Genomic DNA, 24,716 nt, shown 5'->3' on the forward strand with positions numbered 1-24,716 from the left:
GCCTCCTACCGCCTGCCGTCCGTCGCCGGAAGGCCGTCCAGGAGAGTGCCGAGCGCGGACGTGACCAGCGCGCACACCTCGTCCGGGTCCGCGTCCGCCAGCGGCTCCTTGCCCACCAGCACTCGCATCATCCCTATGCCGAGCAGCCAGGACAGCGCCAGATCCGCCCGCAGTTCGTGGTTGTGGGCGCTGGACAGGGAGGCCAGCACTCGCGCGTAGTCGTCGCTGATGGCGCGCACCGCGGTACCGATCTCGTCGCCGCTGTCCACCGAGCGCAGCAGCGTGGCCAGCGCACGGCTGTCCGGTTCCCTGCCGCCGTGGCCCAGCAGCCCGCGCAGGGCGGCCTCCAGCAGCTCATGAGGTGGGGTGGTGCGCAGCTGCTCCTCCCCGTTGTGCGCGATCACCTCGCCGAACAGCGCTCTCTTCGAGCCGAAGTAACGGAACAGCAGCGCCTGGTTGACCCCGGCGCGATCGGCGATGTCCCGGACCGTCGCCCGTTCATAGCCCCGCTCGGCGAACAGCGCCGCCGCGGCCTCCAGCAGCCGCCGACGTGTGTTCCGCGCGTCCCGGCGCTGCCCCTCGGACACGGTCGTCCCCATCACCACACTCCTCTCGTCTGCCTCCGGCCGATTCCCTTCGGGCCGTCAGATCAACGGCGCAAAGGGGCCGTTGACCGTACCAGCCGCCGCCTCCTAGCTTTGTAAGCACCTGCTTACGCAAGGGAGGTCACGGTGACCACAGCGGAGACCACACCCATCGCCTATCCCTTCAACTCCGCCGAGGGGCTCGCGCTCAGCGAGGCGTACGACCAGGCCAGGAACCACACCGGATTACTCCGGGTGCGCATGCCCTACGGTGAGCCCTCCTGGCTGGCCACGCGGTACGCCGACGCCCGGCTGGTGCTCGGGGACCGGCGCTTCAGCCGGGCCGCGGCGCTCCACCACGACGTGCCGCGGCAGTCCGAGGGCCGGAGCGACAGCGGCATCCTGACCATGGACCCGCCCGACCACACCCGGCTGCGCACCCTCGTCGCCAAGGCCTTCACCGTCCACCAGGTGGAGAAACTCCGCCCGTGGGTCCGCCAGTTGACCCATGACCTGCTGGACGAGCTCGAGGCCGCGGGACCACCCGCCGATCTCGTGGACCGCTACGCGCTGCCGATTCCGGTCGGGGTCATCTGCGCCATGCTCGGCGTCCCGGAGGAGGACCGGCCCAAGTTCCGCACCTGGAGCGACGCCGCGCTGTCCACCAGCTCCCTGAGCGCCGAGGAGTTCAACCGCAACCGCGATGAGCTGCGCACCTATATGGCCGGGCTGATCGAGGACCATCGCATCAGCCCGCGGGACGACATCATGACCTCGCTGATCGAGGCGAGGGACGCGGGCGACCGGCTGTCCGAGCTCGAGCTCGTCGATCTGTGCGTGGGCATCCTGGTGGCCGGGCACGAGACCACGGCCACCCAGATCCCCAACTTCGTGCTGACACTCCTGGACCACCCGGACGAACTGCGCCGGCTGCGCGAGGAGCCCGCTCTGCTGCACGGCGCCGTCGAGGAGCTGCTGCGCTTCGTCCCGCTGGGCATGGCCGCGTCCTTCCCCCGCTACGCCACCGAGGACGTCGAGGTGGGCGGCACATTGGTGCGCGCCGGGGAGCCCGTGCTCGTCGCCGTCGGCTCGGCCAACCGCGACGCGCTGCGCTTCGACGAGCCGGGCACCCTGAACGTCGCCCGCCCCGCCACCCAGCACCTCGGCTTCGGCCACGGTGTGCACCACTGTCTGGGCGCGCCCCTGGCCCGGCTGGAGCTCCAGGAGGCGCTCGGCGCGCTGATCGCCCGCTTCCCGGATCTGCGGCTGGCCGGGGATGTGGAGTGGAAGGGCCAGATGCTGGTCCGCGGGCCCCGCGTCATGCCCATCGGGTGGTGAGCCGGATGACCTGGAAGGCGGAGGTCGACGGCGGCCGGTGCATGGCGTCCGGCATGTGCGCCGGGATCGCCCCCGACCTGTTCGTACTCGACGAGGAGCACGCCCGGCCGCGACGCGAGGAGGTTCCGGAGGAGGAGCGGGTGCTGGACGCGGCGGACTCCTGTCCCGCGCTGGCGATCACCATCCGCGACGGCACCACGACCGTCGGACCGCGTCCCTGAACCCTGCCCGGGAGGTCCCGCGTCAGGACTTCTGCGCGACACCCGCCCAGAAGGACACCTCTTCGTCGGTCACATCGCCGGTCTCCACATGGGAGTCCCTTTCGGCCAGGTCGGCCCGCCAGCGGTGCGGCACCTCCAGGCCCGGTTCGACCAGCTCCAGACCGGTGAAGAAGCGCTCCACCTCGTCCCTGGTGCGGATTTTCCCCTGGATGCCGCCGCTGTGGTAGACCTGCACGGTCTTCTGGGTGGCCTCGGGGTCGAAGTCCGGGGTGATATGGCTCAGCACCAGGAAGGAGCCGGGGGCGAGCGCGTCGACCAGCCGCTGGACGAGGTCGTACGGGCCCCACTCGTCGGGGACGAAGTGCAGGAGCGAGACCAGGCTCAGCGCGACCGGCTGGGACAGGTCCAGCACCTCGGTGAGGTCGGGGGAGGCGAGGATGGCCTCGGGCTCGGTGATGTCCCCGTGCACATACGCGGTGCGGCCCTCGGGGTGGCTCTTGAGCAGGGCCTGGGCATGGGCGAGCACGATGGGGTCGTTGTCCACGTAGACGACCCGGCACTCCGGGGCGATCCCCTGGGCGACCTCGTGCAGATTCGGCCGGGTGGGAATGCCGGTGCCGATGTCGAGGAACTGGCGGATGCCCCGCTCGTCGGCGAGGAACCGGATCGCGCGGTGCATCCAGGCCCGGTTGGTCCGGGCGGCGATCATGACACCCGGCCACAGGGTGAGCACCTTGGCCGCGGCCTCACGGTCGGCGACGTAGTTGTCCTTGCCGCCCAGGAAGTAGTCGTACATCCGGGCGCTGTGCGGTCGCCCCTGGTTGAGGGGGGTGTTGGGGGGCTCCGGCCCGCTTCCGGTCTGGGATGCTACCCCTTGGGCGGTCACGTGGTGTTCTCCTCCGTATCCGGGCGTGATCCCTCACGCCGCGGCCGACTGTTCTTCAGGATGGTAACCGCGTGACCGCACGGGGAAGTTGTGGGGCCCGGTGCGGCCGGCGCCCTCACGCGCCGGCCGCACCGCGTGATGAGGCCCGGGTCAGGAGGCCATGTTGTCCATGCGTTCGCGCAGGCTGCGCGGCCGCATGTCGGTCCACACCCCGTCGACGTACGCGGAGCACTCGTCCTTGGTGCCCTCCTGGCCGACGGCGTGCCAGCCCTCGGGCACCTCGAGGTCGGCGGGCCACAGCGAATACTGGTCCTCGTCGTTGCGCAGCACCTGGTAGCGGGCGGTGTCGTCCATGGTCGGTCTCTCCTGTCGATGAGCGGTCAGATCGGTCAGCTCGGAAATGGTCGGTGAAGTGCCGGATGGCGGTCAGTCGATCGGCCGTCCGGCCTCATGGCGGCGGGTCAGCGTGCGCAGGGTCGGGCTGACAGTGGCCAGGACGGCCGCGGCGGCCATCCCGGCCGAGCAGAGCAGGATGGCCCGGTCGCCCGGCAGGGCCTGGGCGAGCGATCCGCCCAGCGCGGGGCCCGCCGCGCCCGCGGCACCGCAGGCCAGGACGAGTGTGCTGGTGAGCCTGCCGCGCAGCTCGTCCGGGGTGCGCAGCAGTTGGTCGGTCATGATGGCGGTGTTCGCCGTCGGCGGGAACAGCGCCATCAGGGCGAACAGCACCCCGACGAGATAGCCGCTGTCCATCAGCACGGTGACCGGGGCGAGCACGGCCAGGGCCCAGAACACCGCGATGATGCCGCCGTACGGGCCCAGCCGCCGGTGCAGTACGGGCGCCAGCAGCGCGCCCGCCACCCCGCCCACCCCGAGCATGGCCGCCATCACGCCGACCTCCCCGGAGGGCACCCCCCGGGACTCGGCGAGCACGATGACGACGAGGTAGAAGGCGCTGAAGAACAGGTTGAGCACCACCGCGCACACCACCGTGACCCGGATCCGGCGCTCCCGCCACACCCACCGCAGCCCGGCCAGCGCCTCCCGGCCCAATGGGCCCGCCCCGTTGGCGGACCGCTCGCGCCGGGGCAGCCGGACGAAGAGCAGCGCGACGAAGGAGAGCGTGTGTGTCACGGCGTCCACCAGAAAGGGCACGAACCGCCCCACGGCGAACAGGAATCCGCCGGTCGCGGTGCCCGCCAGCTGCCCCATCGAGGCCCGTGCCGTGTTCATCGCCACCGCCGTGGGCAGATGCTCGTCCGCCACCAGGGCGGGCAGCGACGCGCTCTCGGCCGGTTCGAAGAGCGCGGCGCTCGCCCCGAACACCGCCGCCACGACGACCATGTGCCAGACGGTGGCCGCACCCGCCCATACGGCGGCCACCAGGCTGATGGCGGAGACCGCCTGGGCCGCCTCACAGCCCAGCATGATGGCCTTGCGGTCGTAGCGGTCCACCAGGACACCCGCCGGGAGCCCGGCCACCATCTGCGCGGCGGCGATGGTGCCCATGACCAGACCGGAGGCGGCGCCCGAGCCGGTGAGCGCGAGGACCAGCAGCGGAAACGCGATCAGTGCCGTGTGGAAGCCGAACTCCGAGAGCGCCTGGCTGCCCCACAGCAGCCGGTAGTCCCGGTTGCGCGACAGCCGAACGGGCGGCGACACCGGCGGGGCGGCGGTCATACGGCGCCCCGGCAGTCCCCGGCGATCCGGCGCAGGGCCTCCGCGAAGTCCCCGGCCACCGCCTCGACGGTCGCCCTCTCGTGCACATCGGGGCGGTAGCGCCAGGTGAAGCCGAGCCGGCCGTCCTGCACCGCGCCCACCACCTCCAGCAGATGGGAGCCGCCCTCGCGCGGATCGTGGTCCTGGCCGAACGAGCCGTGCTCGGCGTGGACCAGACCGCCCTGGGACTCGGCCGACCGGGCGTCCCACTGGCCGAGGTAGTTGAACACGATCTGCGGCCCGGTGCCGTGCCGGGACAGCCGCTCGCGCAGCTCGGGTGGGCCGAAGGCGCGCAGCGCCCCGAAGCCGAAACCGTTGCCGGGGACGGTCCGCAGCCGCCGCCGTACCGACTTGACCAGCCCTCGCCAGTCGGCCGGCCCGCCGTCGGGGAGGTCCGGCAGCTCGAAGGAGACCGGATACATGGTGGTGAACCAGCCCACCGTACGGGAGAGATCGACTCCGTCCAGGATGTCCTCGCGCCCATGGCCCTCCAGCTCCACCGACACCCGCTCCTGGCCCGTCCAGCGGGACAGTGCCAGCGCGAGAGCGGCGAGCAGCACATCGTTGATCCGGGTGCGATAGGCGGTGGGCGCCGAGCGCAGCAGCGCCTCGGTGTCCCGCTCGTCGAGCTCGACCGGCACCGTACCGATCTCGGGCCCGGGCGTGGCCACTTGACGGTCGACCGGCAGCGGCCGGGCGTCGAGCGCCTCGCACCAGTGGTCGGCCTCATGGTCCAGGCCGCCCTCGGCGACATGCTCCGCGAGCCGCCGCGCCCAGTCGCGGAAGGCGGTGGTCTTGGTGCCGAGGTCCACCGGTTCGCCCCGCACGCCCTGCTGATAGGCGATGTCCAGGTCGTCCAGCAGGATCCGCCAGGACACCCCGTCGATGACCAGGTGGTGCGCGGTCAGGAAGAGGAACGGCCGCCGGGCCTCGCCGAAGCGGAACAGCGCGGCCCGCAGCAGCGGCCCCCGGCCCAGGTCGAAGCCCGCGTGGAGGGCGTCGGCCGCCTTCTCCATCGCCGCGTCCGCCTCCCGCGCCGGCCGACCGGACAGGTCGTGGTGGTCCAGGACGGCGCCGTCGGCATCCGGTTCCGGGACGTGGCCGTGCCACTCGCCGCCGTCCTCGGTGAACCGGGTGCGCAGCGCGTCATGGTGGACCAGAAGCGCCGCCAGCGCCCCCTCCAGCGCCTTCTCGTCCGGCTCCTGGTGCAGCTCGAGCAGCGTGGACTGGTTGAAGTGGCGCGGATTCACGGTGTGGGTGGCGAAGAACCAGCGCTGGATCGGGGTGAGCGGAAGCGACCCGGTCACCGGCTCCGCACGGCCCTCGTCCCGTTCGGCGGTGGCCACGGTGGCGAGCGCGGCCACCGACTGATGGGTGAACAGGTCCCTGGTGGTCAGCCGCAGCCCGGCCTGGCGGGCGCGGGAGACCACCTGGATGCTGAGGATGGAATCCCCGCCGAGCTCGAAGAAGTTGTCCTCCACGCCCACCCGTTCCAGGCCGAGCACATCGGCCCAGATGTCCGCGATCCGGCACTCCATCGGGGTGCGCGGGGCGACATGGCCCGCACCGGAGGTGATGGGCACCGGATCCGGATCGGGCAGCGCCCGGCGGTCCACCTTGCCGTTGGCCGTGAGCGGAAGGGCGTCCAGGGTGGCGAACGCCGACGGCACCATATGGGACGGAAGGGCCCGCCCCAGGACGTCGCGCAGCGAGGCGGCGGTCGGCGAGGTACCCGGCGCCGGGACGACATAGCCCACCAGACGCTTCCCGCCGGAGGGCTGCTCCGGCGTCGGGGCGGTCTCCCGTACGGCGACCACCGCTTCCCGCACCTCCGGGCTGCGCCGCAGCGCGCTCTCCACCTCGCCGAGTTCGATCCGGAAGCCCCGCACCTTGACCTGGTCGTCGGCCCGGCCCAGGAACGCGAGCTCACCGTCGCCGGTCCACCGCACCACATCGCCGGTGCGGTACATCCGCCCGCCCGCCGGGCCGAACGGATCGGCCACGAACCGTGCGGCGGTCAGGCCCGGACGGCCCAGATAGCCCCGCGCCAGTCCCGTGCCCGCCACATACAGCTCCCCGGCCACGCCCACCGGCACCGGGCGCAGCGCCTCGTCCAGTACGTAGACCCGGGTGTTAGGGATCGGCCGGCCGATGGGCGGCACCCCCGACCCGGCGGTCAGCGGCCCGGACCAGGTGCTCACCACCGTGGCCTCGGTCGGGCCGTAGGAGTTGACCATCCGCCGGCCCGGCGCCCAGCGCTCCACGAGCTCCGCGGAGCAGGCGTCCGCGCCGACGATGAGGGTCCGCGGATACGGCAGCCCCGTCCGCCGATCCGCCTCCTCCACGGTGGCCAGCGCGGCCGGGGGGATCAGCGCATGGGTGATCCGCTGCCCGCCCAGCACCTCGGCCAGCCGCTCGCCCAGCAGCGGGCCCTCGTCACAGATCACCAGCGCCGCGCCATGGGGCAGCGAGACACACAGCTCCAGGACGGAGGCGTCGAAGCTGGGGGAGGAGAACTGCAGCACCCGGTCCCCGGCCCGTACGTCGTAGTGCGCGGCCGCGGCGGCCGAGAAACTGGCAAGTCCCGCATGGGTGACCACGACCGCCTTGGGCACACCGGTGGAGCCGGAGGTGTAGATGACATACGCCGGATGGTCCGGCGTCAGGCCACGGAGTGGCGGTGGCCCGGCGGGGCCCTCCCCGGCCCACACCGAGGCCGCGTCGTCGAGCACCACGGAGGGCGCGGCGTCCCGCAGCATGAACGCCACCCGCTCCTTCGGATAGCCGGGGTCGACCGGCAGGAACGCACCGCCCGCCTTCGCCACGGCCAGCTGCGCCACCAGCATCTCCACCGAACGCGGCAGCACCAGCGCCACCAGCCGCTCCGGCCCCACGCCCCGGCCGATCAGCCGGTGCGCCAGCCGGTTCGCGGCCACCTCCAGCTCGGCGAAGGTGAGATCGCCCTTCCCGTACCGTACGGCCGTGGCATCCGGCGAGACGGCCACCTGCCGCTCGAACAGCTCGCGCAGCGTGGCCCGCTCCACCTCCAGGCGGGTGTCGTTCCACTCGACCAGGGTGCGCCGCAGCTCGGCCGGGGTGGTCAGCGGCAGTGCGCCCACCGGACGCTCCGGATCCTCGGCGACCCCGGCGAGCAGCGCCCGCAGGGCCGTGCCCATCCGCTCCACCGTCGAGGCGTCGAACAGATCGGTGCTGTAGCCGATCAGCCCGCGCAGCACACCCCCCTCGGCCTCGGCGAACTCGAAGGTGAGGTCGAAGGCGGCGGTCTGCGTGTCGAGTTCCACGTCCGCCAGCTCCAGACCGGGCAGGTCCAGCGCCCGGCCCGGGGCGTTCTGGAGTACCACCATCGCCTGGAACAGCGGTGTCCGGCTGGTGTCCCGTACCGGCCGCACCTCGTCCACCACCCGCTCGAACGGCACCGCCTGATGGGCGAAGGCGTCCAGGACGGTGCCGCGCACCTCGGCCAGGAAGTCGCCGAAGCGGGCGTGCGGATCGACGGTGGAGCGCAGTACCAGGGTGTTCACGAAGAAGCCGATCAGCCGCTCCACCTCGGGGCGCTCCCGCCCCGAGGTGACGGTGCCCACGGCGATGTCCCGCCCGCCGGACAGCCGGGCCAGCAGGATCTGGGCCGCCGCCACCAGCGTCATGAACAGGGTGGTGCCCCGCGTCTGCCCGAACTCCTTCAGGCGCGAGCTCACCCCGGCGGGCACCGTGAACTCCACGGTGGCGCCGTTCTTCGTCCGCACCGCCGGTCGGGGCCGGTCGGTGGGCACCTCCAGCGCCGGCACTCCGGCCAACTGCCGTGTCCAGTAGGCCAGTTCCTCATCCGCCCGAGGAGCGGTGAGCTCGGTGCGCTGCCAGGCGGCGAAGTCCGCGTAACTCACCGGGAGCGGTGGCAGCGCCGCGGGCTCACCGCTCAGCGCCGCCCGGTACAGCTCCCGCAGATCGCCGATGAGCACACCGGTGGACCAGCCGTCCGTGATGATGTGATGCAGTGTCAGGCTCAGCATGTGCTCCTGGGCACCGAGCCGGATCAGCCCGGTCCGCAGCAGCGGGCCGCGCCGCAGATCGAACGGGCGCGCCCGTTCGTACGCCAGCAGCTCCCGCAGCTCCGCCTCCCGCTCGGCGGCGGGGAGATGGGACAGGTCGTACGGGGCGAGCCGGATCTCCCGGGGGTCGTGCACGATCTGCACCCCGCGGCCGTCCACCGCGTCGAAGGTGGTCCGCAGCGACTCGTGCCGGGCCACCAGCGCGGTCAGCGCCGTGCTGAGCGCGGCCACATCGAGGGCTCCCCGCATCCGCAGCGCCAGCGGGGTGATGTACTCGGCGCTGTCGGGGGCGAAGGAGTCCAGGAACCACAGCCGCTGCTGCGGATACGACAGCGGCAGCTCGCCGTCCCGGGCCACCGGTGTGATCGGGGCGGGCCGGTCCGCGCCGCGGCCGTCCGTGCCGCCGTCGAGCGCCTCGGCCAGGGCGGCGACCGTCGGATGAGTGAACACCAGGCGGGGCGACGGCTCCACCCCGAGCACCTCCCGCAGCCGTGAGGTGAGGCGGATGGAGAGGATCGAGTCGCCGCCGAGTTCGAAGAAGTTGTCCCCGGCGCCGACGCGCCCGACCTCCAGCACCTCGGCCCAGACCGCCGCCACGGCCCGTTCGGCCCCCTCGCGCGGCGCCCGGTAGGGCGTACGGCGGGTGTCCGGGCCGGGCGCGGGCAGCGCCGCGCGGTCCAGCTTCCCGGTGGGGCCGAGCGGCAGTGCCTCCAGCGGGAGAACGGCCGACGGCACCATGTAGTCCGGCAGCCGTTCGGCCGCGTACGCCCGCAGCGGGTCACCCTCCACCGGGGTATCCCCGGCGGCCACCACATAGGCCACCAGCCGCTTGCCACCGGGACCGTCCTCCCGGGCCACCACCGCGACATCCGCCACCTCCGGATATCCGGCCAGCACCCCCTCCACCTCGCCCGGCTCGATCCGGAAGCCACGGACCTTGACCTGGTCATCGGCCCGGCCCAGGAACTCCACCGTGCCGTCCTGGCGTCGCCGCGCCAGATCGCCGGTGCGGTACATCCGCTCCCCGGCGGGCCCGTACGGATCGGGGAGGAACGCGGCCGCGGTCGGACCGGGACGGCCGAGGTAGCCGCGCGACACCCCCTCCCCGGCGACGAAGAGCTCGCCGACCACACCCGGCGGCACGAGCCGCATCCTGGAGTCCAGGACGTGGACCCGCATGTTGTCCAGCGGCCGGCCGATCGGCACCACCTCGGGCACCTCGCCGGCGCGGGACATCGGGAAGTACGTGGCGAAGGTCGTGGTCTCGGTCGGCCCGTAGCCGTCCACCACGGTCAGCCCGGGGCAGCGCTCCAGCACCCGGCGCACCGAGGCCGCGGGCACCACATCGCCGCCGGTCCACACCTCGCGCAGCCCCGTGAAGCAGTCCGGCGCGTCCCCAGCCAGCAGCCGGAACAGTCCGGCGGTCAGCCAGAGCCCCGTCACCCCCTGCTCGGCCACCAGCCGGCGCACCGCGGCCGCGTCCAGCTCGCTCGATGTCACCACCACCCGGCCCCCGTTCAGCAGCGGCACCCACATCTCGTAGGTGGCGGCGTCGAACGCCACCGGCGAGTGCAGCGGCACCCGCTCATGCCCGCCTCCGGCGAAGGCACGGTCCAGGGCGAGGGCCGCCACATCGCGATGGCGTACCCCCACGGCCTTCGGCACACCGGTCGACCCGGAGGTGAACATCACATACGCCAGCTGGTCCCGGTGCACCGGCGCCGCGGCCGCCACCGGCTCGCCCTCCCGGGCGGCGGCCACCTCCTCCGGCGTCAGCACGACCGCGGCGCCCGCCTGGTCCAGCAGTGTCCGCCGCCGGTCGCGCGGGCCGCGGGCGTCCACCGGTACATACACCCCACCGGCCCTGACCACCGCGAGCTGGGCCACGACCAGCTCCACCGACCGGTCCATGAGCAGCGCCACCCGGTCCTCAGGACGCACCCCGGACCGCAGCAGACGTCCGGCCAACCGGCCCGTCCACTCGTCGAGTTGGGCGTAACTGAGCGAGGTGGCACCGTCGGTGACGGCGACGGCGTCCGGGCAGAGCCGGACCCGCTCGGCGAACAGCTCCGCCAGCGAACCCTCCGGCAGCGGCCGGGCGGTGGCGTTCCACTCGCCGGCCGCCCGCAGGCGCTCCGCCTCCGTCAGCAGCGGCAGCTCGTCCAGCGACCGCCCGGCGCCGTCCGCGATCCCGGTCAGCAGCGTCTCCAGATGTGCCGCCGCCCGCTCCACGGTGGCCGCGTCGAACAGCGCCGGATCGTAGGCGAGGTCGAAGCCCAGCCGGTCGCCGAGATAGGCGCGCAGACACAGCGGGAAACTGGTGGAGTCCTCGGCCCGCACCTCCCGCACCCGGATCCCGGCACCGGCCGCCGACGCCTCGTCGAAGGGGTAGTTCTCGAACACCACCATGCTGTCGAAGAGCGCCTCACCGGCCGGGACCGCGCCGAGGGCCTGGATCCGGGGAAGGGCGACGAAGTCGAAGCGGCGGGACTCGCTCTGCTGCTCCTGGAGCTCCCGCAGCCATGCCACGACCTCACGGCCGCCCTCGGCCACGGCCCGGGTGGGGACCGTGTTGATGAACATGCCGACCATCGTCTCCACGCCCGGCAGCCCCTCAGGACGGCCCGAGACGGTGGTGCCGAACACCACGTCGCGCACCCCGCCGTACCGCGACAGCAGCAGTGCCCACGCGCCCTGCACCACCGTGTTGACCGTCAGCCCGCCGCCGCGCGCGGTCTCCAGCAGCCGGGCGGACACCTCCTCGGTCAGCTCCAGCCGGGTCAGCGCGGTCGAGGTGGTGCGATGCGCCTCCCGGGGCGGCCGGTCGTACGGCAGCGGCGTGCGGGCGCCGAACCCCGCCAGCACCTCGCGCCAATGCCGCTCCGCACGCTCCTGGTCCTGCTCACGCAGCCAGCGCAGGAAGTCCCGGAAGGCCCGGCGGGCGGGCGGCAGCGGCGTGCGCCCGGCCACCAGGGCCGCGTAGGTCTCGCACACCTCGGCGAAGATCTGGCCGGTGCTCCAGCCGTCGAGCATCAGATGGTGCGAGGTCCACACCAGCATGACCTCGTCGTCGGGCAGCCCGGCCACCGCGATCCGGCTCAGCGGGGCCGAGGTGAGCTCCATCCCGGCGGCGCGGTCCTCGGCCAGCAGCCGCCGCAGCGCCTCCTCCCGAGCGGACGGCGTCAACTCCCGCCAGTCCAGCCGGACGGTGGGCAGGTCGGCCCGGCGGTGGACGACCTGGACCGGCTCGGCGAGCCCCTCCCAGCGGACCGAGCCGCGCAGGCCCGGCGTACGGTCCACCACCCGCTGCCAGGCGGCCGCGAAGGCGTCCGGGTCGGCGATCCCGCCGATCCGGATGGCGATCTGGTCGAAGTAGGCGCCACCGGTGTCCACGAGGCCGTGGAAGAGCATGCCCGCCTGGAGCGGGGTCAGCGGATACACGTCCTCCACCGCGCCACCGTCACCGGCGATCAGGTCCACCTGCCGCTGGTCGAGCCGGGCGAGCGGGAAGTCGGACGGGGTGCGCCCGCCCGCGCCGGGCTCGGCGCAGTGCGCGACGATCTCCTTCAGCGCGGCCAGACAGTCGTCCGCGACCCGGCGCACGGTGGCCTCGTCGTATATCCGGGCCGGATAGCTCCAGCCCAGCTCAAGACGGCCGTCCTGGACCGCCCCGGTGACCTCCAGCAGACACGGGCGGGTCTCCCCGGGCGCGGCGTCCTGGCCGGTCACCGATAGCGCGGCGCGGTACAGGCCCGGGGCCGCACCCTCGTCGTCGGCCGCCACGTCCCACTGGCCGTGGTAGTTGAAGACGATCTGTGGCGCCGGACCGCCCCGCAGCTCCCCGGCCGGGGAGCCCTCGGGGGCCAGGTGGCGCAGCGCTCCGTGGCCGAGCCCGTGGTGCGGAACGGCCCGCAGCTGCTCCTTGACGGACCGGAGGGTGTCACGCCACCCCGCCCCGGCGTCGACGGCCAGCGCGAGCGGGTACTCGGCGGTGAACCAGCCGACCGTACGGGAGAGGTCCAGATCGTCGAAGAGGTCCTCGCGGCCGTGCCCCTCCACGCCGATCAGCACCGTGTCCCCGCCGGTCCAGCGCGCCAGGCTCCGGCCGAGCGCGGCGAGCAGTACGTCGTTGATCCGCGTCCGGTAGACGCCGGGGACCCGGCGCAGCAGCGCCTCGGTCTCGGCACGGCCGAGGACCGTGGTCACCGTGGCCGCAGTCTCATGGGTGTTGGGGCCCTCGCGGTCGACGGGGAGCGCGGCGGGCGCGGAGCGCGCCACGCCCGTCCAGTACGCCAGGTCACCGTCGAGCCCGCCGGAGCGCACATGGTCCGCCAGCCGGGCCGCCCACTGGGTGAAGGCGCTGCTCACCGGGGGCAGGGTGGCCGCGCCACCGGCGGCGGCGCCGCGGTAGGCGGTCTCCAGATCGCCGAGCAGGACCCGCCAGGAGACGCCGTCCACCACCAGATGGTGAGCGGTGAGCAGCAACTCCGGCGGCCGTCCGGGCCCGAAGGTGAACAGCAGCGCCCGCAGCACGGCCCCCTCGGCGATGTCCAGCCCCGTCTGGGCCGCGACCGTGGCCTCCCGTACGGCTTCGGCGCGTGCCGCGTCGTCAAGGCCGGACAGGTCGTGCCGCTCCAGGACACCGCCGGGGGCGTTGGGCAGAACCTCCTGCCACCACCGCCCGTCGACGACCAGGAAGCGGGTGCGCAGCGCGGCGTGGTGCGCCACCAGGGCGTCCACCGCCTGCCGCAGGGCGGCCTCGTCGAGGTCGCCGGTGAGCTCCAGCCGGTGGCTCATGGTGAAGTGGTGCCGGTCGCCGGGCCGCCGCCCGTCCAGGTACCAGTGCTGAATGGGGGTCAGCGGCGCCGGTCCGGCCACCGCCCCGGCCGTCCCGGCGAGCGGCTGCCGCCCGGCCGTCTCGACGCTCAGCGCGAGCTCCGCGACGCTCTGGTGGCGGAAGACGTCCTTGGAGGTGAGCGTCAGCCCGGCTTGGCGGGCGCGGGAGACGATCTGGATGCTGAGGATCGAATCGCCGCCCAGGGCGAAGAAGTTGTCCTCCACCCCCACCTCGGGGACGCCCAGTACCTCGGCCCACACGCCCGCCAGCACCGTCTCGGCGGAGTTCCGGGGCGCCACATACGGCGAGCCCTGCTCCGGCCGGTCCGGGGGAGCGGGCAGTGCGCGCCGGTCCACCTTGCCGCTGTCGGTGCGGGGCATCCGGTCCAGCGTCACGAAGGCGGCCGGGACCATGTAGTCGGGCAGGGCGCGCTTGAGCAGGGCGCGCAGCTCCACCGGACCGGGGGAGCCGGTTGAGTCGTCGGAGCGGGTCACCAGATAGGCCACCAGCCGCCGGTGGCCGGTGTCCTCGCGGGCCACGACCACCGCCTCCTGGACCGCCGGATGGCCCAGCAGCGCGGATTCGATCTCGCCGGGCTCGATACGGAACCCACGGATCTTGAGCTGTTCGTCGGCGCGGCCCAGGTACTCCAGCGTCCCGCCCGCCGTCCAGCGCGCCCGGTCGCCGGTGCGGTACATCCGGCTGCCGGGAGGGCCGTACGGGTCGGCGACGAAATGCGCCGCGGTGAGCCCCGGGCGGCGCAGATAGCCGCGCGCGACCTGTGCCCCGGCCAGATGGAGTTCACCGGGGACGCCGGGCGGCACCGGCCGCAGCGCGCCGTCCAGGACGTACGCCCGCAGATTGCGGCCGGGCCGTCCGATGAGCGGACGGTCGCCGAGACCGGCCAGATCGCCGTAGACCGCGTCCACGGCGCACTCGGTGGGCCCGTAGAAGTTGTACGCCGCCACGCCCGGCACCGCGCGCAGCTCCCGCCACAGCGCCGCCCCGAGGGCCTCGCCGCCCACCATGACGATCCGGGGGCGGTGGCGGTCCCCGGCGAACAGCCCGGCCGCCATCAGCTCATGGAGGTACGACGGGGTGACGTCGAGGAAGTCCAGGCCACGGTCCTCGACCAGGGCCACGAGGGCGGCCGGGTCCAGCCGTACCGCGTCGTCCACCAGATGCACCTCCTGGCCCGAGGCCAGGAACACCGCGCCCTCCCAGGAGGTGTCGAAGGAGAACGCGGCGGTCAGCGCCGAGCGCAGTGGACGGTCCGCCTCGGCCCGGTGCGGCGCGATGAGCCCGGCCCGGTGGTCGAGGCAGAGGTTGACCAGCTGGCGGTGTTCGACGGCGACCCCCTTGGGGCGGCCGGTGGACCCCGAGGTGTAGGTGATGTACGCGGCGTGTCCGGGGAGCAGGGGGGACAGCAGGTCCGCGTCGGTGGGGTCGGTGTCCGGCAGCCGGTCGAGGGGCGCGTCCCGCAGGGCATCGGGGGTGAGGACGACCTCGGGCGCCGCGTCCTCCAGCAGGAACCGCGCGCGTGTCGAGGGCAGCCCGGGGTCCACGTGCAGATGGGTGGCGCCGGCCTTGAGGACCGCGAGCAGGGCCACCACAGAATCGGCGGTGCGCGGAAGCCTGACCGCGACCACCTTCTCCGGGCCCACGCCCTGGGCGATCAGATGGTGGGCCAGCCGGTTGGCGGCCGCGTTCAGCCCCGCGAAGTCGTAGGTGGCGTCGGAGGCCACCAGCGCGGTGGCGCCCGGGGTGCGGGCGGCCTGCTCCTCGAAGAGCCGGGGGAAGGTGGTGTCCGGCACGGCGAGCGCGGTGTCGTTCCACTCCTCCAGCACCGTCCGCCGCTCCCCGGCGGTCAGCAGCGGCAGTTCGCCCACCCGGAGCCCGGGGTCCCCGGCCACCGCTTCCAGCAGCAGCCGCAGCTGACGGGCCATCCGCTCCACGGTGGCCGCGTCGAACAGATCGGTGTTGTACTCCACGAAGCCGGTCAGGCCGCCGAGGCTCGCCACGAAATCGAAGCCCAGGTCGAAACCGGCGGTCCGGCCCGGGACCCGTACGGCCTCCACGGTGAGGCCGGGCAGGTCGGGCACCTCGGCGCCCAGGTTGTGCAGCGCCACCATGACCTGGAAGAGCGGGGTGCGGCTGGTGTCCCGCTCCGGCTGGAGCGCGTCCACGATCCGCTCGAACGGCACGTCCTGGTGGGCGAAGGCGTCCAGCACGGTGCCGCGCACCCGGGTGAGCAGCTCCTCGAACGAGTCGTCGGCGCCCACCCGGGTGCGCAGCACCAGCGTGTTCACGAACATCCCGACCAGATGCTCCAGTTCGGGCCGCTCCCGTCCCGAGGTCACGGTGCCCACCGCGATGTCCTGCTGCCCCGACCAGCGGGCCAGCAGCACCTGGCAGGTGGCGAGGAGCGTCATGAAGAGGGTGGAGTCGCGCCGCCGCCCGGCCGCGCGCAGCCGCTCCACCAGCGCGGCGGGCAGGGTGAACTCCAGCAGCGCCCCGCATCTGGTCTGCACGGCCGGCCGGGGACGGTCGGTCGGCAGTTCCAGCGGCGCCAGATCCGCCAGCCGCGCCCGCCAGTACTCCAGCTGCGGCTCCATCCGCGCCGCGCCGCCGAGCGGATCGCGCTGCCACGCCGCGAAGTCGGCGTAGCCCAGCGGCAGCGGGGCGAGCGCGGGACGCCGCGCCGTGACCGCCGCGCCGTAGAGCTCGCTCAGATCGGCGCTGATGACGGCGGTGGACCAGCCGTCCGTGACGATGTGGTGCATCGTGAGGGTGAGGACGTGCTCCTCGTCGTCCAGCCGGATCAGGGACGCCCGCAGCGGCGGCCCGGTGCGCAGATCGAAGGGGGTGGCGCCCTCCCGCTCCAGCAGCCGCTCCAGCTCCGCCTCGCGCTCGCCCGCGGGACGGGCCGCGAGGTCGTGCACCGGCAGCGCCACCGGATACGGATCGTGCACCCGCTGCACCCCACGGCCGTCCACCTCGGCGAACGTGGTCCGCAGCGGCTCATGCCGGGCCACCAGGGAGTCCAGGGCGGTGCGCAGCGCGGCGGTGTCCAGGCGGCCGCGCAGCCGCAGCGCGAACGGCGTCACATACTCCGTGCCGCCGCCGTCGAAGGAGTCCAGGAACCACAGCCGTGCCTGCGGATACGACAGCGGCAGCTCCCCGTCCCGTGGCACGGCCGGGATGGTCCCCGCCGTCCCGCCCTGCTCGTTGCCGATGGCCCCGCCGTCCTCCGGCGCGCCCAGCGCGGCGGCGAGTTCGGCCACGGTGGTGTGGGTGAACAGCGCGCGCGGGGAGACCTCGGTACCGAAGGCCGCCCGCAGCCGGGAGGCCACCCGGATGGCCAGGATCGAATCGCCGCCCAGGGCGAAGAAGTCATCCGTCGCCCCGGCCTCCTCGACCGGGAGCACCTCGGCCCACACCCGCGCCACCGTGCGCTCGGCCTCGGTGCGCGGGGCGATCCGCGTCTCGCTCGCCGCGAAGCCGTCGAGGCCGGGCGCGGGCAGCGCGCGCCGGTCCAGCTTGCCGTTGGCGGTCAGCGGCAGCGCGTCCAGCGCCACGAACGCCGCCGGGACCATCTGCGCGGGCAGCGACCGCTGAAGGAACTCCCGCAACTCACCGGCCCGCGGCGGCACGGCCGAACCGGCGGCCACCACATGGGCCACCAGCCGCCGCACCCCGGGCTGGTCCTCCCGCACGGTCACCACCGCGTCGCCGACCCCCGGATGGGCGGCCAGCGCGGCCTCGATCTCCCCGGGCTCGATCCGGAAACCACGGATCTTCACCTGGTCGTCGGCGCGCCCCAGATACTCCAGCTCCCCTTCCGCGCTCCACCGGGCCCGGTCGCCGGTGCGGTACATCCGGCTCCCGGCGGGCCCGTACGGATCGGCCACGAAACGTGACGCGGTCAGCCCCGGGCGGCGCAGATAGCCCCGGGCGAGCCCGGCCCCCGCCACATACAGCTCGCCGACCGCCCCCGGTGGCACCGGCTCCAGCGCCTCGTCCAGCACATACACCCGCAGATCGGGGATGCCGGTGCCGATGGCGCTCGCCGCGACGGACGTTGCCGCGCGGTCGAGCGGGGCGTAGGTGACATGCACGGTGGTCTCGGTGATCCCGTACATGTTGACCAGCAGCGGCGCGGTGTCCGGGTGCCGTGCGTACCAGCCCGCCAGCCGCCGAGCGTCGAGCGGCTCACCACCGAACACCATTCGGCGCAGGGCGAGTTGGGCTCCGGGGTGCTCCTCGTCGGCACGCATCAGCCCTTGGAAGGCGGACGGCGTCTGGCTCAGCACCGTCACCCCCTCCTCCGCCAGCAGCCGCAGGAACTCCTCGGGGGATCGGGAGACCGCGTACGGGACCACCACGAGCCGGCCGCCGTGCAGCAGCGGCCCCCAGATCTCCCAGACGGAGAAGTCGAAGGCGTAAGAGTGGAACAGCGTCCACACATCGCTCGCGTCGTACGAGAACCACTCCCGGGTCCGGGAGAACAGCCGGACCACATTGGAGTGCGGGATCACCACGCCCTTGGGCACGCCCGTGGACCCGGAGGTGTGGATGGCGTAGGCGGGGCTCTCCGGCAACGGCCCCGAACCGGCCGGGAGGGCGTCGGGCCGGCGCTCCAGATCGGCGATCAGGGCGGGGTCGTCCAGGCACAGCCGGGCCACGGCGGTGTCCGGGTCGTGGTCCGCACCCAGCCGTGCCGCGAAGGCCGAGGTGGTCAGCAGGGCCACCGGTTCGGCGTCGGCGAGCATCCGGGCGATCCGGCCGGACGGCTGGTCCGGGTCGAGGGGCAGATAGGCCGCGCCCGTCTTCAGCACCGCCACGATCGCCACGATCATCTCCGGCGAACGGGGCAGCGCCAGCGCCACATACCGCTCCCGCCCGGCGCCCTCGGCGATCAGCCGATGCGCCAACCGGCCCGCGCGCGCGTCGAGTTCGGCGTACGACAGGGAAGCCCCGGCACACGAGACGGCGATGGCCCCGGGGGCGCGGGCGGCCTGCTCCTCGAACAGGTCCACCAGGGTCCGCTCCGGCGCCTCAGGGGGCGCGCCGCCGCCCCACTCCACCAGGATCCGCCGCCGCTCCTCGGCGGTGGTCCACGGAAGCGCCCGCAGCGGACGGTCGGGGTCGGCCGCGATCGCGGTGAGCAGCAGACCCAGCCGGTCGGCGAGCGCGGCGGCGGTCCGGGCGTCGAACAGCCCCGGGTCATAGCCGAGGTCGAAGCCCAGCCGGTCGGAGAGATGGGCCCGCAGACTCAGGCCGAAGTTGGTGGCGTCGATCGAGCGGACCTCGATGATCCGCAGGCCCGCCTCGCGCGCCGAGGTGTCGTCAAAGGGGTAGTTCTCGAAGGCCACCATCGAATCGAAGAGCGAGGTCCCGGCCGGTATCTCGCTCCAGCCCGCCACCTGCGCCAGCGAGACGGATTCATGGCGCCGGGACGCGGACTGCGCCATCTGGAGGTCCCGCAGCCAGTCACCGGTGTTCCGGGCGGCGTCCACCCGGACCCGCGTCGGCAGGGTGTTGATGAACATCCCCACCATCGACTCGACCCCGGCCAGCTCCGCCGGACGGCCGGAGACGGTGGTGCCGAAGACCACGTCGTCCTCGCCGCCGTACCGGGACAGCAGCAGCGCCCAGGCGCCCTGCACGATCGTGTTGACGGTCAGGCCGCCGCGGCGGGCCGTACGGCGCAGCTCCTCCGACACCTCGGGGGTGAGCGACACCGCCACGGTCGCCGAGGACCGTGCCCGGTGGGACTCCACGGCCCTGCGGTCGGCGGGGAGCGGGGTCGGCGCGGTGAAACCGGCGAGCACATCCCGCCAGTGGCGCTCGGCCTCCTGCCCGTCCCGCCCGTCCAGCCACTGCAGATAGTCGCGGAACGGGCGGCGGGCGGGGAGCGCCGGAGCGCGGCCCTGGGCCGCCGCGGTGTACCGCTCGCACACCTCGGTGAACACCTGCGCCAGGCTCCAGCCGTCCAGGACCAGGTGGTGCGAGGTCCACATCAGCGCCACCCGGGCGTCGGTCAGCCGGGCGATGGCCAGCCGCATCAGCGGCGGCGCGGTCAGATCGATGCCCCGGGCCAGGTCCTCGGCCCGGAACCGCTCCAGTTCGGCCTCGCGCCGCTCCTCCGGCAGCCCGCGCCAGTCCAGCTGGGTCACGGGCACCTCGGCCCGGTGGCGGACGATCTGCAGCGGCCGCTCGACGCCCTCCCAGACGACGCCGGTCCGGAGCGCCGGTGTGCGGTCCACCGTCTGCTGCCAGGCGCGGGCGAACGCCTCCGGGTCGCCCACCCCGTCAAGGATCAGCGTGGCCTGGTCGAGGTAGACGTCCTCCTCGCCGCCGACCAGCCGGTGGAAGAGCATGCCCTCCTGAAGCGGCGTCAGCGGGTAGACGTCCTCGACCTGGCGCCCGTCGCCCACCAGCCGGTCGACGGCGGCCTGGTCCAGCCGGGCCAGCGGGAAGTCGGAGGGGGTCCGGCCGCCCGCGTCCGGTCCGTCGCAGTGCGCCACGATCTCCCGCAGCGCCGTGAGCATGCCGTCCGCGAGCCCCCGCACCGTGGCCACGTCGTGGACCCGGTCGGAGTACAGCCAGGTCAGCTCCAGCTCACCGTCCGCCACCACGGCGGACACATCGAGCGGATACGCCGACGGCTCGTCGGCGGCCAGATCCCGCCCCAGGCTCTCCCCGGTGAGCGTGAACGCGCCGCCGTCCCCGCCCGAGTCCCACTGGCCGTGGTAGTTGAAGCAGATGCCCGGCAGCGGGGCGTCGGCGAGCGCCCGCGCGGGGGAGTCAGGGGCGCTCAGATACGCCAGCGCCTCATGGCTCAGCCCTCGGTGCGGCACCGCGCGCAGCTGCTCCTTCACCGACTTCAGCACCGCGCCCCAGCCGTCCCCGGGCAGCGTCAGCGCCACCGGGTACTGCGTGGTGAACCAGCCCACGGTCCGGGACAGATCGACGGCCGCGTCCAGCTCCTCGCGGCCATGGCCCTCCACGGCCATCAGCACCCGGTCCTCGCCCGTCCACCCGGCGAGCACTCGCCCCAGCGCGCCGAGGAGCACATCGTTGATCTGCGTCCGGTACACCCCGGGCACCCGGCGCAGCAGCCCGTCGGTGACCTCGCGGCCGAGCGTCACGCGCACGGTGTGGGTGGACCCGGCGGTGGCCGTGCCGGGACGGTCCACCGGAAGGTCCGCGCCGCCCGTCCGCCGTACCCCCTCCCAGTACGGCAGATCGCCGTCCAGCTCGCCCTCCCGCACCCGCTCGCCCAGCCGATGGGCCCAGGTGGCGAAGGGCGTGGAGGCGGGCTCCAGGCGCACCGGCTCCCCGTCGGCGGCCTGCCGGTAGGCGCTCTCCAGGTCGCCCAGCAGAATGCGCCACGAGACGCTGTCCACGGCCAGGTGGTGCACGGTGAGGAACAGCCGCGGCCGGGCCCCCGCCCCGCGCAGCAGCAGGGCGCCCCGCAGCAACGCACCGGTGGCCAGGTCGAGTTCGGCGCGGGCGGCCTCGGCGGCCGCCTCGGCCGCGGCCGTCTCCTCGGCGCCGCCGGGCCCGGACAGATCGTGGCGGCGCAGCACCGGCCCGCCCGGCGCGCCGTCCGGGAGCTGCCGCCACCCGCCGTCGTCGCCCTGGACGAACCGGGTGCGCAGGGCCGGGTGGTGCGCGACCACGGCGTCCAGGGCGGCCTCCAGCGCGCCCTCGTCCACGTCGGGCGGCAGATCGAGGACCATCGACATGGTGAAGTGGCGCAGCGGGCCATGGGTGGCGAAGAACCAGTGCTGGATCGGGGTGAGCGGCGCCGGACCCGCCACGTCTGCCGACTCGTCGCCGTCCTGGGGTGCCGTGCGCGGTGCCACGGCGGCGGCCAGCTCGGCGATGGTCTGGTGCTGGAAGACATCCCGCGAGGTGAGCGCGAGCCCGGCCTGGCGGGCGCGGGAGACGATCTGGATGCTGAGGATCGAATCGCCGCCCAGCTCGAAGAAGTTGTCGTTCACCCCCACCGTCCGGGCGCCCAGCACCTCGGCCCAGATCCGCGCCAGCTCCCGCTCCGCCTCGGTGCGCGGCGCGGTGGTGTCCCGCTCCGGCCGGTCCGCGTCCGGCCGCGGCGCGGGCAGCGCCCGGCGGTCCAGCTTGCCGCTGGCGCTGAGCGGCATGGCGTCGAGGGCGACGAAGACACCGGGGACCATATGGCCGGGCAGGGTACGCCCGAGGACCGCGCGCAGCTCACCGGAGGCAGGCGGCTCACCGCCGGGCGCGGGCACGTAGTAGGCGGCCAGCCGGGCGTGGCCGCGGTCGTCGGTCACCGCGACGACGGCCGCCTCGGCCACGGCCGGCAGATCCAGCAACGCCGCCTCGATCTCGCCCGGTTCGATCCGGTGGCCCCGGATCTTGACCTGGTCGTCGGCCCGGCCGAGGTAGTCCAGCTCCCCGTCCGCGGTCCAGCGGGCCAGGTCCCCGGTGCGGTACATCCGGCTCCCGGCGGGCCCGTACGGATCGGCCACGAAGCGGGACGCGGTCAGCCCCGGACGGCCCCGGTATCCCCGGGCCACCTGCTCACCCGCCAGATACAGCTCACCCGCCACTCCCACCGGCACCGGCTGGAGCCGGGAGTCGAGCACATGGGCCCGCAGATTGCCCAGCGGGCGGCCCACCACCGGGCGTCCCGGGCCGCCGATCCGGGCGGCGAGCGCGTCGATGGTGCACTCGGTCGGACCGTAGAAGTTGTACGCCGTCGTCCCCGGCGTGTCCGCCAGCCGCCGCCACAGCGACGGACCGATGGCCTCGCCGCCCAGCATCAGCACCCGCGGCCGGTGCCGGGGGTGGTCCAGCAGCCCGGCCGGGAGGAGCTGCCGCAGATACGAGGGGGTGAGGTCGAGGAAGTCGATGCGCCGCTCGGCGACGCGCGCCACGAGCGCGGCCGGGTCGAGCCGGGTGGCCTCGTCGATGAGGTGCAGCTCATGGCCGTCGGCCAGCAGCAGCAACCCCTCCAGCGAGGTGTCGAAGGAGAACGACGCGGTCAGCGCCGCGCGCAGCGGCCCGCCGCCCGCCTCGGCCACGAAGCCCTCGCGGTGGCCGACGAGCAGATTGACCAGCGACCGGTGCTCCACGGCCACCCCCTTGGGGCGGCCGGTGGACCCCGAGGTGTACAGGACGTAGGCGGCGCTGTCGGGGTGCAGCGCGGCGGTCCGGTCCGCGTCCGTGGGGTTCGCCACCGGAAGCGTGGCCGGGACGGCGCGCAGGGCGGCCTCGTCGAGCACCAGCGCGGGCTCGGCGTCGGACAGGAGGAACGCGACGCGCCCGGCGGGGAGTTCGGGATCGAGGGGCAGATAGACCCCGCCCGCCTTGAGCACACCCAGGATCGCCACGACCATGTCGGAGGTCCGTGGCAGCTTCACCCCGACCACGCGCTCCGGGCCCACGCCCTGGGCGATCAGATGGTGCGCCAGCCGGTTCGCGGCCGCGTTCAGCTCCGCGAAGCCGTAGGTGGCGTCGGAGGCCACCAGCGCCGTGGCCTCCGGCGTACGGGCCGCCGCCGCCTCGAACACCGCCGGGAACGTGGTGGCCGGTGCGACGGCGAGCGCCGGGCCGTGCCCGGCGGCCGTCATCCGCCGCCGCTCCCCCTCCGTGAGCAGGGGCAGCTCGCACACCGGCCGGTCCGGTTCGGCCGCCACCCCGTCCAGCAGCACCAGCAGATGCCCCGCCATCCGCTCGGCGGTCGACTGGTCGAACAGCTCGGTGCTGTACTCCAGCAGACCCCGCAGCTCCTCCCCGTCCTCGACGAACTCGACGCTGAGGTCGAAGGTGGCCGACCGGCGGGGCACGGCCACGCCCGTCGCCGCCAGGCCGGACAGCCGGGGCGCGCTCCTCGGGGCGCTGTGCAACAGCACCATCACATCGAACAGCGGATTGCGGCCCGCCTCCCGGCGCGCCCCCACGGCTTCCACCAGCCGCTGGTACGGCGCCTCGTCATGGGCGAAGGCGTCCAGCACCGTGGCCCCGGCGTCGGCCAGCAGCTCGCGGTAGGAACGGACCGTGTCCACCGCGGAACGCAGCACCACCGTATTGACGAAGAAGCCGATGGCGCGCTCGAGTTCGGTGCGGCCACGGCCTGAGGTGACGGTGCCGACGGCGATGTCGTCCTGCCCCGACCAGCGGGCGAGCAGCCCCTGGCAGGCGGCGACCAGCGCCGTGAACAGCGTGGTCCGTTCGTGCGCCGCGAGCGCCCGCAGCCGGTCCGCGGTGGCGCGGCCCACCCTGAACTCGTGGATCGCCCCCGCCGAGGTGGGCGCGGTGGGCCGGGGCCGGTCGGTGGGCAGCTCCAGCGGGACGACGCCGTCCAGCCGCTCCTTCCAGTAGCCGAGCTGGCGGTCCAGGGCGGCCCCCGAGAGCCGCTCCCGCTGCCACACGGCGAAGTCCGGGTACTGCACCGGCACCGGGGGCAGCGGGTCCGCGCCGGGCCCGGCGTCGTACAGCGCGCACAGCTCGTCCTGCAGCACCCCCATCGACCAGCCGTCGGTGACGATGTGATGGGCCGTGAGCAGCAGTACGTGCGCGTCCTCGGCCAGGCGGATCAGCAGCGCCCGCAGCGCCGGACCGGTCCGCAGCTCGAACGGCCGGGCGTACTCGGCCAGCAGCAGCCGGTCCAGTGCCTCGGCCTCCCGGTCCTCGCCGGTGAGGTCGGCCACCGGCAGCGGGACGGGCGCGGCCGGGCGCACCACCTGGGCGGGCCGGCCGTCGAGGTCGTCGAACGTGGTCCGCAGCGCCTCATGGCGCTCCACCAGGGCATCCAGCGCCCGGGAGAGCGCCGCCACGTCCAGCGAGCCGGTCAGCCGCAGCGCCAGCGCGCTGTTGTACCCCGCCTCCTCCGGCTGGAGGGTGTGCAGGAACCAGAGCCGCTCCTGGGCGAAGGACAGCGGCAGCGGCCGCGCGCGGTCCGCGCGGGGGATGGCCTCGGCGCGCCCGGCCTTGCCCGCGAGGCGGCGGCGCAGCGCCTCCCGCAACTCCTCGGGCAGGGCGGAAGCGCGATCCTTCCTCGAAGACGTCATGTCG

At 74.0% G+C, this 24,716-nt stretch carries 7 protein-coding genes; 2 read left to right on the forward strand and 5 right to left on the reverse strand.

Going from position 1 to position 24,716, the window contains the following annotated elements; all coding sequences use genetic code 11:
* Positions 1-5: 5 nt before the first annotated feature.
* Positions 6-599, reverse strand: coding sequence for a TetR/AcrR family transcriptional regulator (locus tag ACMTAK_RS48045; protein ID WP_413812013.1), 594 nt, complete (start codon positions 597-599; stop codon positions 6-8).
* 132 nt (positions 600-731) lie between these two features.
* On the opposite strand from ACMTAK_RS48045, the gene ACMTAK_RS48050 reads away from it, so the two are divergent.
* Together ACMTAK_RS48050 and ACMTAK_RS48055 are read left to right on the forward strand one after the other, a co-directional pair.
* Positions 732-1,922: a cytochrome P450 gene (locus ACMTAK_RS48050; RefSeq protein WP_413812014.1), complete on the forward strand. Its 1,191-nt coding sequence runs from the start codon at positions 732-734 to the stop codon at positions 1,920-1,922.
* Between the two features lie 5 nt (positions 1,923-1,927).
* Complete coding sequence (locus ACMTAK_RS48055) at positions 1,928-2,143, forward strand: ferredoxin (RefSeq protein WP_201851960.1); 216 nt, start codon at positions 1,928-1,930, stop codon at positions 2,141-2,143.
* Between the two features lie 22 nt (positions 2,144-2,165).
* Here the strand turns inward: ACMTAK_RS48055 and ACMTAK_RS48060 are convergent, their stop codons facing one another.
* The 4 genes from ACMTAK_RS48060 to ACMTAK_RS48075 form a co-directional block, all read right to left on the reverse strand.
* Positions 2,166-3,029 (reverse strand): SAM-dependent methyltransferase, encoded by an 864-nt coding sequence (locus tag ACMTAK_RS48060; protein ID WP_413812015.1) that lies wholly within the window; start codon positions 3,027-3,029, stop codon positions 2,166-2,168.
* A 150-nt stretch (positions 3,030-3,179) separates the two neighbouring features.
* Positions 3,180-3,383 (reverse strand): MbtH family protein, encoded by a 204-nt coding sequence (locus ACMTAK_RS48065; RefSeq protein ID WP_413812016.1) that lies wholly within the window; start codon positions 3,381-3,383, stop codon positions 3,180-3,182.
* A 72-nt stretch (positions 3,384-3,455) separates the two neighbouring features.
* Positions 3,456-4,706: an MFS transporter gene (locus tag ACMTAK_RS48070; protein ID WP_413812017.1), complete on the reverse strand. Its 1,251-nt coding sequence runs from the start codon at positions 4,704-4,706 to the stop codon at positions 3,456-3,458.
* A complete protein-coding gene (locus ACMTAK_RS48075) occupies positions 4,703-24,712 on the reverse strand; it encodes a non-ribosomal peptide synthase/polyketide synthase (RefSeq protein ID WP_413812018.1) in 20,010 nt (6,669 codons plus the stop codon). Before ACMTAK_RS48075 ends, ACMTAK_RS48070 begins: the two co-directional genes overlap by 4 nt.
* Between the last annotated feature and the right edge of the window lie 4 nt (positions 24,713-24,716).

This window comes from Streptomyces lacaronensis (assembly GCF_047337785.1).
Classification (GTDB): Bacteria; Actinomycetota; Actinomycetes; order Streptomycetales; family Streptomycetaceae; genus Streptomyces; species Streptomyces lycopersici.

Bases quoted from the DNA above. Each gene is read 5' to 3' on its own strand.
- ACMTAK_RS48065 (WP_413812016.1), bottom strand. From the start codon at position 3,383: ATGGACGACACCGCCCGCTACCAGGTGCTGCGCAACGACGAGGACCAG.
- ACMTAK_RS48045 (WP_413812013.1), bottom strand. From the start codon at position 599: ATGGGGACGACCGTGTCCGAGGGGCAGCGCCGGGACGCGCGGAACACA.
- ACMTAK_RS48075 (WP_413812018.1), bottom strand. From the start codon at position 24,712: ATGACGTCTTCGAGGAAGGATCGCGCTTCCGCCCTGCCCGAGGAGTTG.
- ACMTAK_RS48055 (WP_201851960.1), top strand. From the start codon at position 1,928: ATGACCTGGAAGGCGGAGGTCGACGGCGGCCGGTGCATGGCGTCCGGC.
- ACMTAK_RS48070 (WP_413812017.1), bottom strand. From the start codon at position 4,706: ATGACCGCCGCCCCGCCGGTGTCGCCGCCCGTTCGGCTGTCGCGCAAC.